Below are 17796 nucleotides of genomic sequence, written 5' to 3'. Positions count from 1 at the left end.
CGGCCGTCGGAGAGACGGGCCGCTATTCTCACCCGTCCGCGCTATCGCCACCGACCTTTCCGAGGACGAATCGGAGGAGGACCACGACGAGTCCGAGGCCGATCAAGCCACCGAGCGCCATCCCGATGAGTCGGAGCGGGAGGAACGACAGCACCGAGAGGAACGAGAACAGGCCGCCGCCACCGCCGACGACGACCGGTCCCGCTTCGGTGCCGTCGACCGCCAACGTGTGGTTGCCGCTCTCGGCGAAGGCGGCCGTGAGTTCGAGCGACCGGTTCTCGCCGGGCGGGAGCACCGCCGTCCGGTTGGCCACCTGTGAGGTGTTCCCCTCGTGAATCGCCCGGAGGTCGGCGGTGTAGGTGGCCGCCGCGTCGCCTCTGTTCTCCAGCGAGACGTTGACGAGGACGGACTCGTTGACGGCCACGGCGGTCCGGTTGACCGTGAGGTTGGTGACGACGACGTCCGGCTCCGGGGCGGCCGCCGCGTCGCTCGTCCCGTTGCCCGCACCGCCGTCGGTGCCGTTCGCGACCGTGCCGTTACCCGCGACGCCGTCGGTCCCGTCGGTGGTCCCGCCCGCCTCGCCGCCGTCGACCACGCCCGGCTCGGTCGCCAGCGAGAACACCGACAGCCCCGGCGAGTCGACGGCGTACCGGACGCTGGACCCGTTCGATCCGGTCGCGGTCGTCTCGACCGACGACCAGTTGCCCTTCGATAGCCGGTAGACCGAGAGGTTCGCCGGGTCGAGCCCGTGGGCGTCGAGATACGACCGACGCACCACCAGGTCGTAGGTCACCCCGTCGAGGGCCCCCTCGGCCACGGAGTGCTGGACGGTGACGGTCGCGCCGACCCGCGAGCCGTCCGGCCCGGCGAGTGCGCCGTCGGCCCGCTCGCGCGCGACGACCGTCGCCGTGAGGTTCGTGTCGGCGGCCACGTCGAGCCGCAGCCGCTCGACCGAGACGTTCGCCGTCGCGACCACCTCCGAGGCGTTCCCGTCGGGCACGGCGACGGTCGTGTCGGCACTCGCGCGCCTGACGCTGACCGACGAACTCGCCGTCCCGGGCCGGCCGTCTCGAAGCGGTTCGACGGTGACCGCGGGCCACCGGGACTCGCCGCCGGAGTCGTCGCCCTCGTCGACGAACGTCCCCCTGGTCGTCCCGTTGACCCTGAATCGCTCGGTGTGCTCCTCGCCCTTCGCGTCGGTCGCCCGGACGATCACCGTCGTGCGCCCGGGTGCGATCGCTACCTCGCGGTCGAACTCGACGCGTTCGCGTCGGCTGCCGGCGTGGACGACCTGGTAGTCGACGGTATCGCCGGTCGTCGCGTTCCGGGTCTCGACGACCACCCGCTCGGTGACGCCCTGGAACGCGACGCCGCTGAGAAACAGCCGCTCCGTGCCGACGACGACGGTCCGGCTCCGGTCGACGGCGACGGTCGGGGCGACGTCGCCCTTCGAGACCCGCTCGAACGTGACCGTCTCCGAGACCGACTTGCCGGCGGTGTCGGTCGCCGTGACCGTCACCTCGTAGGTCCCGGTGTACAGCGGGTAGATCGAGTCGTTGAACGCCAGCGAGTACCGGTCGTCGTCGAACGGGCCGGAGTACGACGGGCTGGCCTGGTACCTCCCGGTCACGTTCCCCGTGGGGTCCCGGACCGTGACGTTGACCCCGCCTACGCTCACGTCGTCGGTGACCGTCCCCGCCAGGAAGATCCTGTTCTCGGCGGTCTCGTTCGGAAACGGGCGCAGACGCAGCTCCGGCTCGGCTCCGTCGGTCACCTCGACGAAGAACTCGTAGTCCCTGAAGTTACCGAACTCGTCGGTGGCGGTCAGTCGAATCCGGTTGAGCGTCCCGTTGTCCCCCGCCGGCCCCAACAGCAGGTCCACGGAGAAGTTCTCCTCGACGTTCCGCAGGGTCTCGGTCGTCCGCTGGTCGTCGTACCACCGGATGATCCGCAGCTCCGTGACCGAGGTCTCCTCGATGATGGTGCCGGCGATCGTGGCCCGGGTGTCGTTGGCCGACCCGTTGGGTATCGGCTTCCACGGCGCCGTCTCGTACGGACTCGTCAGGAAGATATGCGGCGGTTCGGCGTCTTTCAGGACCGTGAACGACGTGGCGTTGACGTTGCCCGCGTCGTCGGTGACGATGACCCGAATCGAGTTGCTCCCGTCGCGCAGATCCGGCCTGACCGTCTCCGAGAGGCTCGTGCCGTTCGCCGGGATCGACGTCGCGAGGTCGCCGTTGACCCGGACGACCACCTCCGACAGCGTCGTCCCGGCGGGCGCGGCGTCCCCGACGCTCGCGTTCACCGTGATCTCGACGTCGGATCCCGACTCGTAGGTGTCCCCGCTCGACACGTCCGTCGAGCGGACCGTGACGTCGACGGCGGGCTTCTCGCTGGCCGCGCCGGCGAGCGCCGGCGCCGCGACCGACGCGAGAATCAAGAGAACGAGGACGGAGACCCACCGGAGGCGCATTGGCGCGACGTTCGCCGTTCATCTACTTAACCGGTCGCCCGAGGCTATCAACTTTGAAAGTTCCACCTTCGGCGGGGTGCCTATTTTACCGCCAGCGTGCGACGGGTGAGGTATGCGAGTTCGAATCGCCCAGGACGCGAGCGTCGAGGAGGCCGAAGCGATCGCCTCTGCGCTCGAACGGACGGTCCCGGGGGACGGTCGGGTCGAGGTGTACGTCGGCGACGCCGACGAACCGGCCGTCGTCCACGAGTTCGACGGCGACGGATCCGCCGGCTCCGTCCCCGGTGGCGAGTCGGCGGGAGACGCGGCCGACGAGGGCCCCGGCCCGACCGCCCGCGAGCAGGCGCTCCGCGAGGAGATCGCCGACATCCGGCGGGGCGGCCCGGAAAAGTACCGCGAGCGGCTGGCCGAACAGGGGAAGCTGTTCGTCCGCGACCGCCTCGAACTGTGGTTCGGCGACACCGACCCGGTGCCCGGGGAGGCCACCGGTGCCGACTACGACCGGACCGCCGACCCCTCGGGGCTGCGCTTCGAGGACGGGACGTTCGCCAACTTCGACGCGTGGCACGCCGACTCGCCCGAAACCGAGGAGGCGGACGACGGCGATGGGGACGACGGCGGGACCGGCGACGGCGACCGACTGCCCGCCGACGGGCTGATCACCGGCGCCGCGGAGTTCGCGGGACGGGACCTGCACTTCATGGCGAACGACTTCACCGTGAAGGCGGGGTCGATGGCCGAACACGGCGTCGAGAAGTTCCTCCGGATGCAACAGCGCGCGCTGAAGACCGGTCGGCCCGTGCTCTACCTGATGGACTCGTCGGGCGGACGCATCGACCAGCAGACCGGCTTCTTCGCCAACCGAGAGGGCATCGGCAAGTACTACTACAACCACTCGATGCTCTCCGGTCGCGTCCCGCAGATCTGCGTCCTCTACGGCCCCTGTATCGCCGGCGCCGCCTACACCCCCGTCTTCGCCGACTTCACGGTCATGGTCCGGGACATGTCGGCGATGGCCATCGCCAGCCCGCGGATGGTCGAGATGGTCACCGGCGAGCAGATCGACTTAGACGAGCTGGGCGGTCCCGACGTACACACTCGCCACTCGGGTTCGGCGGATCTCGTCGCCGAGGACGAACACCACGCGCGCGACCTCGTGGCGCAGCTGCTATCGTATCTCCCGGACAACAGCGACGAGACGCCACCCCAGACCGCCGGGCGACCGCCCGCGAAGTCGCCCGACGGCATCGACGGCGTCGTCCCCGGAGAACCCAACAAGGGCTACGGCATGGAACGGGTGATCGAGCGGGTCGTCGACGCCGACTCCTTCTTCGAACTCCAGCCGGAGTACGGCCCGGAGATCCTCACCGGCTTCGCCAGGATCGACGGCCGGCCGGTCGGCGTGGTCGCCAACCAGCCAGCCCACCGCGCGGGGGCGATCTTCCCCGACGCCGCCCGCAAGGCCGCCGAGTTCGTCTGGAAGTGCGACGCCTTCGACGTGCCGCTGCTCTATCTCTGTGACACGCCCGGCTTCATGGCTGGCTCCGACGTCGAGAAAGAGGGCATCCTCGAAGCGGGTAAGAAGATGATCTACGCCACCTCCGCGGCGACGGTGCCGAAACAGTGCGTCGTCGTCCGGAAGGCCTACGGCGCCGGCATCTACGCCATGTCCGGCCCCGCCTACGACCCCGAGTCGACCATCGGCCTCCCGTCGGGCGAGATCGCCATCATGGGGCCCGAGGCGGCGATCAACGCCGTCTACGCGAACAAGCTCGCCGACATCGACGACCCCGAGGAGCGCGAACGCCGCGAGCGGGAGCTCCGGGAGGCCTACCGCGAGGACATCGACGTCCATCGGATGGCCAGCGAGGTCGTCATCGACGAGATCGTCCCGCCGAGCGACCTGCGCGCGCAACTGGCCGCCCGGTTCGAGTTCTACGAGTCCGTCGAGAAGGAGCGACCGGACAAGAAACACGGGACCGTGCTGTGAGCGGTCGGGCCCTCACTCCGGCCGATCGCGCCGTGTGACCGTTAGACCCGGGCGTCGAGACGGCGCTGGCGGTGGCCACAGTGGCGACACTCGTGAACTGCCTCGGGGTCAAGTGGTTCGAGAGAGCTGTGCTCTCTCTTCATCCCGGAAGACGGAGTCTTCCGGCGACCCCGAGGCTTCCCGTGGATTAGTCGGATACTCCCACGATACCATCGGTCTGATAGCCTCGAACGGCGTCGTGGGTCACGGTCGGGGCGTCCACGGCCCCCGATGCCTGCCGTCGCACCTTCCGAACAACGGGAAGGCTGTTGAGAGCAGGCACATTCCAGTCCTGATGCTTCTTGATGCCTTTCACGGTGATGGTGACGCTTGCACCACGGTCGCTGTGGTCCTGATGATCACAGTCCTTGCAATTGAACCGTTTCTTATTGCGGTTCGCTCGTTCGGCGTGCCCGCACATCGGGCACCGTTGACTCGTCTTGTACGGGTCAATCCACGTAGTCGGGATGCCCTCGAACGATGCTTTGTACGACGTGTAGTACTGGAGGGCGCGGAACGGGAGGTGGTGCAAGCGTCGGTTCATCCGCGTGCCGTAGTCGATACTGTCGCGCATCTCTTTGAGGTCTTCAAAGACGATGCACGGCTTCTCGAACTGACGGCTCCACTCCACGATGTGACGACTCACCTTGTGGAGTCGGTCGCGGACGAACCGTTCCTCACGTCCTTCCAATGTGTCGTGGATGCTGTCTTTCCCCGCGTTCTGGACCCGCTTTCGCATCGTGAAGTAGCGGTGGCGCTCGAACTTGAGTTCGGGGAAGTCGATGACTAATGTGTCTTCGACGCCATCCTCGGAGAGCGCGGTCAGAGCCACGTTATCTTCGTTCACGTCCACGCCGACGACTGTTCGTGAGTCCTGCTTGTCACGGACAGTCTGCTCGGTGTTGGTGACGTTGACGTGCAACTCGGGGTTGCCGTTGTGGAACAGGGCTTCTGCCGTCCCAATCTTCCACTCGTCGCTTTCGAGCGCGGTCTTGAGAATGTCCAGATGAGCGTCGTCACCATCGAGGGCGCCTTTGACGTGCTTGTAGGGCTTCGCGCTGATTCGGAACGCCACGTCGCCGTCGTCGGTGAGCGACAGGTTGTACCCTTCCTCGTAGTTCGCACGAAGCGGGTACGTGCCGTCCTTGGTGTGGCTCGGTTGGCCGAAGTCGTCGTACTCGTAGTAGTTCTCCATCGCACCGAGTGCTTTGGCGACGACGCGCTGTGTCGTGTTCTTCACGAGGTTGGCGTCGTCGGCTACTCGGTCGGGGATGGCGTCCCAGTCAACGCCTTGCTTAGCGAGGCGGATGGTTTCGTTGTACGCCCACCGCGATTCGAGCGCGGCGTCTTTCAACAGGCCCTCGTTGTCACTCTGGATGTCGAGTTGGAAATCCAGCGTCTTCACGAGAGCCTGCTCGTGTGTCATTTCTCCATCTCGGCGTAGCAGTCCGTTATGCTTCAATATTAGCCATCCACAGTGAAAGTGGAACACGTTTATCCGAGCGTACGGCCTTCATCCTCGGGGTCAAGTGGTTCGAGAGGCCGAATGTATCTTGTCCTCACAAGACGGCTTCACCGTCTCGGACGACCCCGAGGCACTCGGTCTGCTCCGCCTGTAGAGTCGCCGGGGGGTGGCGGCGTCGCTGAGGACTTTCCAGTCGCGGTCCCGGCCGATCACCGGCCCGCGAGACCCGCAGTTCCGACAGCGCATCGGCACGTCAACCGCCCCCTCCGCGACGCCCGCCGGCCCCGTTCAGCCGCCGTCCGATCGCCCGGCCTGCGGCGACCGTCGGCGAGGGTCGGGTCTCCTCGGCGACGACTCGCCCGGTCATCGCGCGGTGGTGGCCACGCGCCTTCAGGAGACACGGGAGTCCCACCGGCGCACCGACGACCGTCAGCGTCAGTAGGGCTCCGACCAGTCCCCAGACGAACCTGGCGCGACGGTTGCGCTCCGGGTCGGCGTCGTAGCCACAGGCCCGACAGATCGCCGTCGCTGGGACCAACCGACCGCAGTGACGACACCGCCCCAGCCCAGGAGTCACGGGCCCGTCACCTCCCGGGCCGTGACTGGTGGTCGCTCTATCCGGTCGGCGAGCGGACTCGTCGGCCGCAGCCGCACGCTCGCGCGGTCGTGTGTGCGTGACATGATGGTCTCCGGGACGCCGGAGGCGTCTACGCGACCGAACACACGGGCGCTCCAAGAAAGGGGAACTCCATCAATCCCGATAAAGCCGAATTACGGCGAATTAATCGCTCGAAGCGGCGATCTCGCTGAACGTATCGGCCGGTCGGTCAGTCGTCCGCGGGGTCGTCGAGCAGGCCCAGATCTTCGGCGACCAGGTCGCGGACCTGGTCGGCCAGCGCCGGGTCGACGCCGGCGACCTGTTCGCCGTCGTGAAGCCCATCGTTGTGACGCTCGACCGCCTCGGCCACGTCGTCGATAGGGACCGCCGTCTCGGTCTCGCACTCCGAACACACCACCGGAACCGTCGGGTCTGTGTCGTCTGCCATCGGTTCTCGGTCCGGTATTGACCGTCCCCCGTGATACATCCCTCGGGTCCGGTCGGCGAACACACTCGCGAAACGGTCCGGGTCGGAAGGATAGCGATCGGGTGCGGTCGGCGCGCGCTGGGGCGCGCTCTCGTGCGCGCCGACCGTAGCCGCGCGAGGGATGAGCGACGATAGGAGCGAATCGGCTGGGGAGGCTCGTGGCCGTCTGCGGTGCTGTGGTGGTGTTGCTGTCGCGGTGCGGTCGCTGTCGCGGTGCGGTCCTGGTGGACTGAACGGGCGAGGCGCGCGTGGCGGCGAAGCCGCCACGGCTTGCGGCGGTCGGCGGAGCCGACCGCCCTGCTCGCGTGCAGTTCAGTCGCCTGATCGACCGCTATCCGCGCGGTGCGAGGCGCGTAGCGTCTCGAAGCGAACGGCTTTGCCGTGAGCAGGCGGTGCGGAGAGCGCGGATATGTCGGTCAGCGACCGCGAGAGCGAGGCCGACCGAAGGGAGGCCTCGTCAACGCGAACGGGGTCTGCGCGAACGAAGTGAACGCAGGCTCGGAAGACAAGCGGAGCGAGTCTTCCGGCGAGCGGAGCGACCCGTGAGCGAGCGAGTCGAGGGCTTTCATCGCGTGCCGTCGAGTGCGGTAGAGTCGGTTCCGAGCGAGCGGGTCGAGGGCTTTCATCGCGTGCAACTCGCGACACGCCGTGCGGTCACGACCGAACAGCCATCGCCACCGACCCGCAGGGGCTTACGTCCGGGGTTCGATGTCGGGGTATGCGACGCGTCATCGTGGACACGGACACGGCCGGCGACGACACACAGGCGCTGGCACTCGCGGTCCTGACCGACCGGCTCTCCGTCGAGGCCGTCACCGTCGTCGCCGGCAACGTCTCCTTCGATCGGCAGGTCGAGAACGCCAAATACACGCTTTCGCTCGTCGACGCGACCGACGTTCCCGTCTACGAGGGGGCTCGCTCGCCGTTGATCAAGTCCCACGAGCACGCCACAGAGATCCACGGCGAGGGCGGGCTGGGCGGCGACCTCCGTCCCGAGACCGGCATCGACTCCGCCGAGGGATTCGCCCCCGAGGAGATCGTCGCCCGGTGTCGCGAGTCGCCCGGCGAGGTCACGCTGCTCTGTATCGGCCCGCTCACGAATCTCGCGCTCGCGCACGCCCGCGAGGAGTCGCTCCCGGATCTTGTCGACGAGGTGTGGGTGATGGGCGGCGCGGTCGAGTCCCGCGGCAACGTCACGCCCGCCGCCGAGTTCAACGTCTGGGCCGACCCCGACGCCGCAAAGCGCGTGTTCGACGCCTTCGAGCTGACGCTCGTCGACTGGGGGCTCTGTCTGCGGACCGCACTCGCCTCCGACACCCTCGAGGAGATCGACGCGATCGACACCGACCTCGCCGACTTCTTTCGCGAAGTGACGAACGTCGTCCGCGAACGGGGCGAAGCCGACGGACTCGACGGGATCACCCAGCCCGACGGCCTGACCGCCGCACTGCTCGCGTATCCGGAACTCCGTCGGCGAGTCGACTCGTACGCCGTCGAGGTGGACGAACGCGAGGGGCTCACCCGCGGGTACACAAGCGTCGACTTCGATGGCGCGTCCGGCGAACCCGCCGATACTCGTGTCGTCGAAGCAGCCGACGCCGAGCGGTTCGCCGACGTGATGCTGGAGATGCTGCGCGAGCGTGACCCCGACGCCGTTTTCGAGTGACGGTCCCGACGGCCGACGCGCCGCTCACGAACTTGCTTCGGCAGACGTGGGTCGGGGCGGATTCGAACCGGAACCAGACGTGCTCGCTTCGGTGCGCAGGACCGCTAGGGTTCGTATCCGTCGGCCCACCTCGATCCGACGGAGTCCTCGCGCCGCTCGTCGTTACGAGAAATCAGAAATGGGTTGGGGCGGATTTGAACCGCCGGCCTCCTCCATGTCAAGGAGGTGTCATAACCAACCTAGACCACCAACCCGCGCTTGCCTGCTACACTCTCAAGTTGAGGAGGGGGACAATTGAAGGTTTCGAAGACGGCCCGCGAGCACGGGGGTGGATTCGCGGGAGGGCACCCGGGACCAGTCGGTGATCGGGTCGGACGGGAGCGGGCGGTACCGGCCGGTGATCGGGTCGGGTGGGCGCGACCGGTGTCGACCGGAGCCGGGTGACACCGTCGCTGTCCTCAGAACGAGAAGTCGTCGTCCTCTTCGCGCATCCCCGGGTCTTCGGCGGTGTCCCACATGTCGTCGGCGAACTCGTCGGCCATGTCGGTTTCGGCGACTTCCTCGCCGGTGTCGCGGGTGTAGGCGTCCAGTCCCATCGAGAGTAACTCCTCGACGGCGGCCTCGCGGCTGACGAACTCTTCTTCGGTCATGCGTTCGAGCTTCGTGAATACGTCCTCCGGAAGTGATACTTCGACGGTGGGCATGGGTTGTCAGTTTACACTCGGGAGTGAAGTGATTTGAGTATTTGGGCTCCCGGCGCGGATCGGACCCGCCGGCTGGGTGGTGTCGCTCGCTTACTGCCCGGCGGTGATCGACAGCTCGACCGTGGCGGTCCCGCCACTGTCGCCGCTCGAGGAGTCGGTCGACTCCGACCCACCACTCGTCGAGTCGGTGCCCATCGACTCGGTTCCCATCGACTCCGTCGCCGTCGAGTTCCCGCTCATCGACTCGGTCGGCTCCGGCGTCGCCGTCGGCGTCGGCGTCGGTTCGGGCGTCGGCGGCTGGGCACGCCCCATCTCGGAGTTGTCGAAGGTCAGGAAGTAGGTCCCGGAGCTGATACCGGCCGACGAGGACCCTTCCATGTTCTCCTGGATCGTGTGGGCGGAGTTATAGTTCACCTGATATCCTTGCTCGAAGTAGCTGAACTCACCGTCACGGACCATCAGTACGTCGATAGCGGGACCGTTCGTCACGGTGAACTCGTAGCTGAGTGCCCCACCGTTCGGGAATTCGAGCTCGTACGCCTGGTGTTCTCCCGCGGGGATCTCGATGGTCTCCTCGATCTCCTCGAAGATATCGGTAACGTCGGTGTTGTCGGGGAACGGTCCCGAGTTACCGCCGCCACCGCCATCGCCGCCGCCACCACCGCCCCCACCGCCACCGCCGCCACCGCCACCACCGCCACCACCGCCGGAGCCACCGTTCCCACACCCTGCGAGCGCCGAGAGACTTGCTGCACCCATTGCCAGGACTGCACGACGTGTTCGAGCCATGGGGCCAGATACCGTCTTCCATTACAAATATGTGTCGACCACTACCACACGACCCGGCGGGTGCGAGCCCCCACGTCGCCCGCGCGGGTAGGGCCACACTACCGGCGCCCGGTCGACCGGGACCCGCACGCGGCCGAAGTCGGCTGGTCGTCGCCGGCACAGGTCGGTCGAACTCGACTGGACGTGGTTCTAGTCAGCCAGACGTTATTTCACGGGCAAATGGTCGCCATACGCCCATGTCGGCAGTTTTAGCGGTTCTCGAGGCTATTTTCAGAATGCGTTACTGCCGTTCAACCCGGACTTGAACGGCGAAATCTCCGGTTGAACGGGCAGTTCAGGGAAAACGCAACCCCGGGTTTATGTGGGTAAGCCGAAACTACCCGATAGCATCTCGCAGGGGTGTGCGTGTCAGCGCGCCAGAAGAGATGCGGTGAACACAATGGATATCAAGCAACTCTTCGACGACGACGACGCGGTGTCGCCGGTTATCGGCGTCATCCTGATGGTCGCGATCACGGTTATCCTCGCGGCCGTCATCGCGTCGTTCGTCCTCGGTCTCGGGAATCAGGCACAGCAAGGCGCACCGACCGCAACTATCGGGTTCGACTACGAGCAGGTCAACGAGTGGTCCGACCAAGACAACGTCGGTGTGCTTACGGTTTCGCACGACGGCGGAGACTCGGTCAGCGACGATGAGCTCTATATCCGTGGGAGCAACTTCTTCGACCTGTATGAGGATGCTGGGACTGTAAGTACTTGGCGCGGGTGGCTGAAGGAGAACGCGAGCGCCAGCAGTATCGACCACATGAACGCATCCGTCGAGAACGGAATCTGGAACGGGACCGCGAGTGGAGACGACAGCGCGGTCGTCTCCGGTGACCGAGCGTACGTCTCCGTGAACTCGACGTACGACATCAGCGTCGTCTACCAGGCCCAGGAGGGCGACACCTCCTCGACGCTGAACGAGCAGGAAGGCCCCGACGCCTAATCCGGCCGCCCTCTTTCCGTTTTATCACACCGCGTAGCCGCGAGTCTCATCGACGAGAATCACTCGCGCCACCGCGACGGAGCTCCAAGTTCTGCTTGAACCCGATAAATGTCGTCTGAGCGGCCAGTACGTGCGAGAACGGCGTGGTACACTTATTCCGGTAACCGAGAAGTATCCGGGTAGCACTGCGCAGACACGCGAGTGCTGGTCGAACCATGCACATCAACGGGCTTCTCTCGGACGACGACGCGGTGTCGCCGGTCATCGGCGTCGTACTGATGGTCGCGATCACGGTCATCCTCGCGGCCGTCATCGCGTCGCTCGTCCTCGGGTACGGGAACCAGACCGGGCCGCAGACACCGACGACGACCTTCGAGGACCGCTACACGCCGACACCCGACCACGCCGGATCGGGGTACGCGACGATCGCCCACCAGGGCGGCGACTCGATCCGCTTCGACGCGCTGTACGTCCGCGGGTCGGGCTTCAACGCCTCCGACACCGCCCACGGAAACGTCCAGTCGTCGGACTCGCTGGACGTACAGGACGAGTTCTACGAGGACGGCGAGACCGTGCGGCTCCACGTCAACGAGACCGGATTCTGGCCCGCCGACCGCACTTCCGGCGAGGACAGTCAGATCGTCACCGAAGACTCGATCAACGTTCCCGTCGACCGCGACTACGAACTACTACTGGTGTATCGCTCACCGCACGACGAGTCGTCCTCGATCGTCTACACCGCCGACGGTCCCGGCGCCTGACCGTTGACTCTCTTCCGCGCGACGACTTGACGCCGACCCCTACGAACCGATCGACGCCTCTCCGTCGGCTGACGAGTGTGTAGAAACTGAGTGGGCCAACGCGGATTTGAACAACGCGAAGACGGTCCTGCTCGGTCGCTTCGCTCTCTGTGCGGGCTGCGACTTCTCTCGTTCGAATCCGCTCGGGATACTATTTGCTGCTCGCGTAGTGCTCGCAGCAAAATAGTGGGCCAACGCGGATTTGAACCGCGGGTGTTTAGGTCTCTCGACCACCCAAGCGTCCAAAATTCTCCTATCGCGCGTCGTAACCCATGTCACAGATCGAACCGATGCCCGTCGACAAGGCTGTAGAATTGTACCTCGAACATCGCAGCGACGAAGTGACGGAAAACACCGTCCGTTCACACGAGTATCGACTGAAGCATGTGATCCGATGGGCGGATGGTCGAGATGATGTCGGAACGACTGCCGACCTCGATGGTCGGAAGTTACTCGAATATCGCAAGTGGCGACGGAAGGACGGAGACCTCTCAGTTACCTCACTCCATACTCAACTAACGACGGTGCGAGTGTGGGTAAGCTTCCTCGAAGACATCGACGCCGTCGAACAAAACCTCTCGGAACGAATCGATGTCCCCGCATTGAATGGGGGTGAGGAACGCGATGAGGTACTCCCCAAGGATCACGCAGAACAGATAGACCACTATCTCAATCAATTCGAATATGCCTCTCGCGATCACGTGCTGTGGACAATTCTCTATGGCGTTGGCGTTCGATTAGGTGGTGCCCACTCACTCGACATCGAGGACTTCGACCGTGACGAGCAACGACTGTGGTTCGAGCATCGTCCCGACGCAGGAACGACGTTGAAAAACGGATACAGTGGTGAACGTCCCGTCTCTCTATCGGACCACATCACGACGGTCATCGCCGATTACATCGACAACGTTCGGCCATCAGTAACAGACGACCACGGACGACAACCGCTCATCGCAGGGGAAACGACGAGGCCATCGAAATCTACGCTTCGACGCATCGTATATCGATGGACGCAACCGTGCCAAATCGGCGCTGATTGTCCGCACAATCGCCTCGAAGCGGAATGTGATGCAGCAGGCTATACCAACGTTCCAAGTGGCTGTCCGTCGATTGTGAGTCCTCACGCCATCCGCAAACGAACCATCATCGACTATCGGAAAGACGAGATTCCAGATAAGTATATTTCCGACCGCTGTAACGTAAGTCAACAGATTATGGACAAACACTACGACGTTCGCACTGAGGAGGAAAAACAAGAGGATCGACGCGACTACTTCGAATAGACGATAACCGACTGCCGATCCGCCCTCGGCAACACTTATTCATACGATTCCTGTCAATAATAGTAGTCAACGAATCGACTGTATTGAACAAAGGTTATTCGACGAACGTCCACAATAGTAGCAACTATGACGCAGAAACTCAAAGGGGTCAACATCAACGAATCGAAGTGGGATTGGTACTCGAAGGTCACTCGATCCTCGCTTCACAGTACCGACGCACCGACTTGGTTCACGGACGATGGGGAAACTCGTCCCAAGCTCCGTTCGTGAGGGTTGATTTTCGGCCATTACTCCTGTTCTCACAGGGACGATGAGGTGGGTTAAGGGGATTCATCTCGCAAATATTTTCCACTCACTCACGTCGGTCATACAGGCAACTCATAGTGCAGTGTCTCAAATAGCCAAGACAGTCGGCTTAGTGAACCGTCGAATACAACCGTCGGTCGAAGCGTAGGGACACAGTTGCCATCAGAATCTAATTTGAGCCACCATACAGCCATCACAGAGGACTTGATTGACCAACGAGTGTCTTCCATCATCTTCCGCAAATGAATCCATCAGAATAGCACATACAGACAACTTAGTCTCAAACTCCGATCACGGTAGTTTTTCAGATTAGCTACAAAAGTTTTCACACTTTACAAAACATAATCTATGGAGTGGAGAGATATTGCGATTCACCTTGTCTCGTTTCTTCCTGTCTCGGGCGGTTCAAACAGCAAACCGCCCTCGACACTCAGAAACGTCGACTGCGGTGAATCGCCACACTGTTTGAAAACAGTGGAAGAAACGGTAATTGGTGAGTTGTCTCTGTGACGGAGATCATCCACAGCACCGCAATCGGGAGTTGGGAGATGGTTGTTCACGGTTGAACCCGAGTCGAGCCTATGGTATTGGAATCATGACTTTGATACGATATCGTGAGCCAATTTGCGGGCCAATTCTGTGCTGTAGCATAGGAATGCTCAACATCGAATGCTCTCCGAGAGTGGAACATCCTCTGACCCAATGATGACTCTCTCGATGGGCGCTACGTACAATTCAATACCAAGTCTGATGGGAGCATCTATTGGGTCCTTCTTGATTTCACGTTTGTCCAATTCGTCTAACCAACATATTTTCTGACCTGTCTTCGATCAATAGTTTTTTGAGCCCCGCAGCCCATGCAATACATACGAGCGCGATCCGAGTCCTTCGTCGAGCGAGCAAATTGATATAGAATTGACTGCTCGTTCGGTGAAGATAGGAGAGTGAAGGAGTGGGTTCCAACTCTACCTTCGTTGTCCCACCTGATAAGGATTGTGTTCGTAGAGGAAATATGTCAGGTGACGGTTCGCCCAAAGATGGGCACGGAGAGAGTACAGACTGCGATCAACAATGCGATTATAAGAGATTTGATGTACTACAGCGGCTGTATCACGAGGAGAAGTTGGCTCAACGAGAGATTGGGGAACGCTTCGATGTATCTCGTTCTACGATCGCTTATTGGCTTGATAAGCACGATATCGAGCCGCCATCGAGAGTCGGACCAGACATCCAACGGTGGACGGACGGACAGTACACCTACCTCTCAGACGGGGACGTGATCGTCCATGAGCATCGACTGTCTGCGATTGCGGATGGAGCTGATCCGTACGAGGTGTTTGCAGACGGTTCGACTGTAGTCCATCATGAGACTCATCGCATTCTCAATATCCCATCGACCGTAGCGGTTCACGAGGAGGATTTCCATTGGGACCTCCATTACGGACGGGGGATCTGGCGAATGGGCGATGACGGTATCCCTCGGTTCGGAGATGTGGCGAATGCGTCGAATCTGTTAGTCCCAACTCCTGTAGAGAGTGGAGACTCCTGAGAGTCATAGAATCGACGGAGTCCAAGTCTCGTAGTATGATAACTTAATGATGTTTGAACGTGTTTCACAGGGGCAAGCCTCCGCCCGTGCTTGGGGGAACGGTGGGACGGATAGTGGTGAAACCGACGACGGCGATATTCAATCAAGAATGGATGATTCGACGGCGGTGAGTGGGGCGATGCTTGCACTTCGCCGATGGGGAATGGCGAGGGAGAAATTGGACGACGGAGCGGTTGTCGAACAGCACTCGCCCGACGAATCTGTGGTATCGGGCGACGAACAGACCGACGACAGTGATTACGGAATTTAACGAAATGTCTGGATTCATCTCGATCACGATTGGACCGAAGACGGCAGCACGTCTCGACAGGGCGCGACAGTGGCTCGATTGCTCGCCCAACGCAACGTACGACGAAATCATTCCTGAATTGCTCGATGAGGCGGACATCGATGTTGATCTAACCGAGGAATACGAATGACCGACACAGACCCTTCCGACCTTGCAAGTCGGTCGATGGACGGATTGTCCGTTTCCGATGTCGAAACGGTGCTATCGGCAGAGCCGACGACGATCGCAGTAATTCACGACGGCGAGACGTTTCTGAAGCCGCAAGCGAAGAAGGTACGAGTCGATCGACCGAGGGCGCGATACTTAGAGGATAAGAACGGTCGACGGACGGAAATTTCGCTCAAGATGTCCTTTGTCGCCACGCCTGAGGACTTTGCGAACGAAGGTGACGATGGGGGTAGGGCCGACGATTGGGGTCTGAGTGCTGTGACGGGAGGCGAAGACGATGACTGAAAGCGAACAGTCGTCGGATAGCAGTCCGCCCACGGATTCGGGAGCAACGGCGAACCAACAATCCGACGACGGAGACGGTTCCGAGACGGCCAACCCCCACACTTCGAGTGGAGAACCAACCGAGGAACGCGATTCTATGGAGAATATGACTAACGATAGCGAGACTGACGAAACCGACGAGGAACAGTTCGAAGAAGACTATGACCACGATGACGTTTCGATATTGATCGACGCCGATGGCAGTTGGGAAGCTCGAATCGAGAGTGGCGAAGTCATCGATACGGGAGAGGTGAGCGAATGAGTAGTTCATCTATTCGCGGCACATCGGCCTATCCGTCTGACTGTCGTCCCACTGTTCGTGTCACTGTCGATGGGACAGAGGTCCCTGTCGTCAATGGAAAAGAGGGAGATACACCCGCTCTCGAATCAACGATTGCGAAACACGGCACGTCTGACCTTGTGAAGGTCACAGAGGTCCAAATCCCCTACGAATGGGGTGGTGAAGATGTACTCGGAGCAATAACCGACGATGCATCTTCAGACGGGCTTCGATCCTTTGGAAACGATCCTGTCCGCATCGACCTACAATGTGATATAACGAACCAATACGTCACCATCCACCACGGCCCCATCTTCTCAGCAGGATCGAGTCCGCTGAGAGGTGCTTTCCGCATCCTCGTCACTGATTGGGCAAACATCTTCTCTGATGTGAGTTTTGACGATGAATTTTCGTACGAACACTCTGTTAAGAACGTTTTCGATAGGGTCGCAGATCAGCTCCAATCGCACGGCGGACTTCCACAGTTCGATGTGAAGGCAACGAATGGGCAATGGTCCGTTCCTGCGGGATTAGGAATTGTCCAAGCAGGAATGGCACAAGATCAGCAACAGACCGTTTCCGAAGACACCGCTTTTGATAGTACACCACTTGACGACACAGTCGTCGAACAAGGACTTGCAGAAGTACAGTCCGAGTTCAGGTCGTGGGGGAATGTCACGGAAACCGTTGAGAAAGCCGCTCCAAAAGCATTCTACGACTATAAACATAGTTGCGTCGACGTACTCGATTGGATCTGTAAAAAGACCCAATCGTCGTGGTGGGTCGAATACAATTCTCAAACGGACACGCCGACAATCGTCTACGATCAACACATCGAGCAACCGCGATTGGGGACAATTGGGCTCGGTGAGAGTGGAACCATTGAGGATAGCCGTGTTCTCAAAAACAACGCCATGTTCCAAATCTCACCCCAACACACCCTTGGTGTCCGTGGTGAACAATCGAAAGAGCGCGAAGTCACGTCCGACGAACCAACCTTCCCAAACAATGCAATTGCTGTCGGGACTACTATCCCCGAAGTCGTGGTCGAACACGGGGCATTAGCAGACCGTGCGGGGTCGAACGACGCACCCGAGTTTGTCAAAACCGATGCACCGTCGTTGAAAGTTGCCGAGCAAGAGGCAAAGCGACGACTCAAGAATCGTATCGATGGGACGACGGGTGGGGAAATCATCTCAATGCCGACACCGCTCGCACGTCCATACGGCATCATCGAAGCACAGCCCGCGTGTAATGGCAGATTGGATACCGATGTCCCGTCAGTAACGTACGAAATTGAAGAAGTCGTCCACAAAGTCGTCTCACCGACTGTCGGCAACGACGACCATCCAAAGACGCTCATCCGATGCGGTGTCGAGTGTACGATGGACGACCTTCGTGTGAAGGGCAAGCAGATGATCGAAATGAAGGGCAACGGGGAATAGCACTACTCTTGTCGGAATTGGGCGTTTCTAATTAACTCTGAAATACCTTTTTTCTAAATCGGAATTTGGGGGTCGACGGCTTGTCCCCTCTCA

General features: G+C 61.8%; 16 protein-coding genes and 1 tRNA gene. 9 read left to right on the top strand and 8 right to left on the bottom strand.

Features of this window, described 5'->3' with window-relative positions:
• Positions 1 to 28 precede the first annotated feature (28 nt).
• Positions 29 to 2473 carry a hypothetical protein gene (locus I7X12_RS04540; protein WP_198062680.1) on the bottom strand — a complete coding sequence of 815 codons (2445 nt, stop codon included), beginning with the start codon at positions 2471 to 2473 and terminating at the stop codon, positions 29 to 31.
• Between the two features lie 112 nt (positions 2474 to 2585).
• Here I7X12_RS04540 and I7X12_RS04535 point away from each other — a divergent pair, with 112 nt between their 5' ends.
• Positions 2586 to 4463 carry an acyl-CoA carboxylase subunit beta gene (locus I7X12_RS04535; RefSeq protein WP_198062679.1) on the top strand — a complete coding sequence of 626 codons (1878 nt, stop codon included), beginning with the start codon at positions 2586 to 2588 and terminating at the stop codon, positions 4461 to 4463.
• A 187-nt stretch (positions 4464 to 4650) separates the two neighbouring features.
• Here I7X12_RS04535 and I7X12_RS04530 read toward each other — a convergent pair whose 3' ends face one another.
• The 3 genes from I7X12_RS04530 to I7X12_RS04520 all read right to left on the bottom strand — a co-directional run bounded on the left by I7X12_RS04530 (position 4651) and on the right by I7X12_RS04520 (position 7013).
• On the bottom strand, positions 4651 to 5928 hold the full coding sequence (locus I7X12_RS04530) for an RNA-guided endonuclease TnpB family protein (RefSeq protein WP_198062678.1): 1278 nt from the start codon (positions 5926 to 5928) through the stop codon (positions 4651 to 4653).
• 292 nt (positions 5929 to 6220) lie between these two features.
• Positions 6221 to 6544 (bottom strand): hypothetical protein, encoded by a 324-nt coding sequence (locus I7X12_RS04525; RefSeq protein WP_198062677.1) that lies wholly within the window; start codon positions 6542 to 6544, stop codon positions 6221 to 6223.
• A gap of 250 nt (positions 6545 to 6794) precedes the next feature.
• Positions 6795 to 7013, bottom strand: a complete 219-nt coding sequence (locus I7X12_RS04520; protein ID WP_198062676.1) for a hypothetical protein — start codon at positions 7011 to 7013, stop codon at positions 6795 to 6797.
• A 757-nt stretch (positions 7014 to 7770) separates the two neighbouring features.
• Here I7X12_RS04520 and I7X12_RS04515 point away from each other — a divergent pair.
• Positions 7771 to 8718, top strand: a complete 948-nt coding sequence (locus I7X12_RS04515) for a nucleoside hydrolase (protein WP_198062675.1) — start codon at positions 7771 to 7773, stop codon at positions 8716 to 8718.
• Between the two features lie 179 nt (positions 8719 to 8897).
• Here the strand turns inward: I7X12_RS04515 and I7X12_RS04510 are convergent.
• The 3 genes from I7X12_RS04510 to I7X12_RS04500 all read right to left on the bottom strand — a co-directional run bounded on the left by I7X12_RS04510 (position 8898) and on the right by I7X12_RS04500 (position 10211).
• A tRNA-Val gene (locus I7X12_RS04510) sits at positions 8898 to 8972 on the bottom strand.
• Positions 8973 to 9176: 204 nt separating this feature from the next.
• Positions 9177 to 9422: a DUF7120 family protein gene (locus I7X12_RS04505; RefSeq protein ID WP_006885692.1), complete on the bottom strand. Its 246-nt coding sequence runs from the start codon at positions 9420 to 9422 to the stop codon at positions 9177 to 9179.
• A gap of 90 nt (positions 9423 to 9512) precedes the next feature.
• The gene (locus I7X12_RS04500) at positions 9513 to 10211 is read right to left on the bottom strand and encodes a hypothetical protein (protein ID WP_198062674.1); all 699 of its coding nucleotides are present in this window, start codon (positions 10209 to 10211) and stop codon (positions 9513 to 9515) included.
• A 439-nt stretch (positions 10212 to 10650) separates the two neighbouring features.
• Between I7X12_RS04500 and I7X12_RS04495 the strand changes: the two genes are divergently transcribed.
• The 3 genes from I7X12_RS04495 (at position 10651) to I7X12_RS04485 (ending at position 13282) form a co-directional block, all read left to right on the top strand.
• Positions 10651 to 11199, top strand: a complete 549-nt coding sequence (locus I7X12_RS04495) for a type IV pilin (RefSeq protein ID WP_198062673.1) — start codon at positions 10651 to 10653, stop codon at positions 11197 to 11199.
• 215 nt (positions 11200 to 11414) lie between these two features.
• Positions 11415 to 11960: a type IV pilin gene (locus I7X12_RS04490; RefSeq protein ID WP_198062672.1), complete on the top strand. Its 546-nt coding sequence runs from the start codon at positions 11415 to 11417 to the stop codon at positions 11958 to 11960.
• Between the two features lie 311 nt (positions 11961 to 12271).
• A complete protein-coding gene (locus I7X12_RS04485; RefSeq protein ID WP_198062671.1) occupies positions 12272 to 13282 on the top strand; it encodes a tyrosine-type recombinase/integrase in 1011 nt (336 codons plus the stop codon).
• Positions 13283 to 14852: 1570 nt separating this feature from the next.
• Here I7X12_RS04485 and I7X12_RS04480 read toward each other — a convergent pair.
• Positions 14853 to 15014, bottom strand: coding sequence for a hypothetical protein (locus tag I7X12_RS04480; RefSeq protein WP_198062670.1), 162 nt, complete (start codon positions 15012 to 15014; stop codon positions 14853 to 14855).
• 437 nt (positions 15015 to 15451) lie between these two features.
• Here I7X12_RS04480 and I7X12_RS04475 point away from each other — a divergent pair, with 437 nt between their 5' ends.
• Genes I7X12_RS04475 through I7X12_RS04460 form a run of 4 tightly spaced genes read left to right on the top strand, consistent with a single transcriptional unit; the run spans position 15452 to position 17703 of the window.
• On the top strand, positions 15452 to 15616 hold the full coding sequence (locus tag I7X12_RS04475; protein ID WP_198062669.1) for a hypothetical protein: 165 nt from the start codon (positions 15452 to 15454) through the stop codon (positions 15614 to 15616).
• Positions 15613 to 15939 carry a hypothetical protein gene (locus I7X12_RS04470; RefSeq protein ID WP_198062668.1) on the top strand — a complete coding sequence of 109 codons (327 nt, stop codon included), beginning with the start codon at positions 15613 to 15615 and terminating at the stop codon, positions 15937 to 15939. The genes I7X12_RS04475 and I7X12_RS04470 overlap by 4 nt, the downstream gene beginning before the upstream one ends.
• Complete coding sequence (locus I7X12_RS04465; RefSeq protein ID WP_198062667.1) at positions 15932 to 16240, top strand: hypothetical protein; 309 nt, start codon at positions 15932 to 15934, stop codon at positions 16238 to 16240. Before I7X12_RS04470 ends, I7X12_RS04465 begins: the two co-directional genes overlap by 8 nt.
• A complete protein-coding gene (locus I7X12_RS04460; protein ID WP_198062666.1) occupies positions 16237 to 17703 on the top strand; it encodes a hypothetical protein in 1467 nt (488 codons plus the stop codon). The genes I7X12_RS04465 and I7X12_RS04460 overlap by 4 nt, the downstream gene beginning before the upstream one ends.
• Positions 17704 to 17796: the final 93 nt, after the last annotated feature.

This window comes from Halosimplex litoreum, assembly GCF_016065055.1.
In the GTDB taxonomy this organism is placed as follows: domain Archaea; phylum Halobacteriota; class Halobacteria; order Halobacteriales; family Haloarculaceae; genus Halosimplex; species Halosimplex litoreum.
Note: the sequence above shows the minus strand (reverse complement) of the source record. Positions and strands in the feature narration are given on the sequence as shown.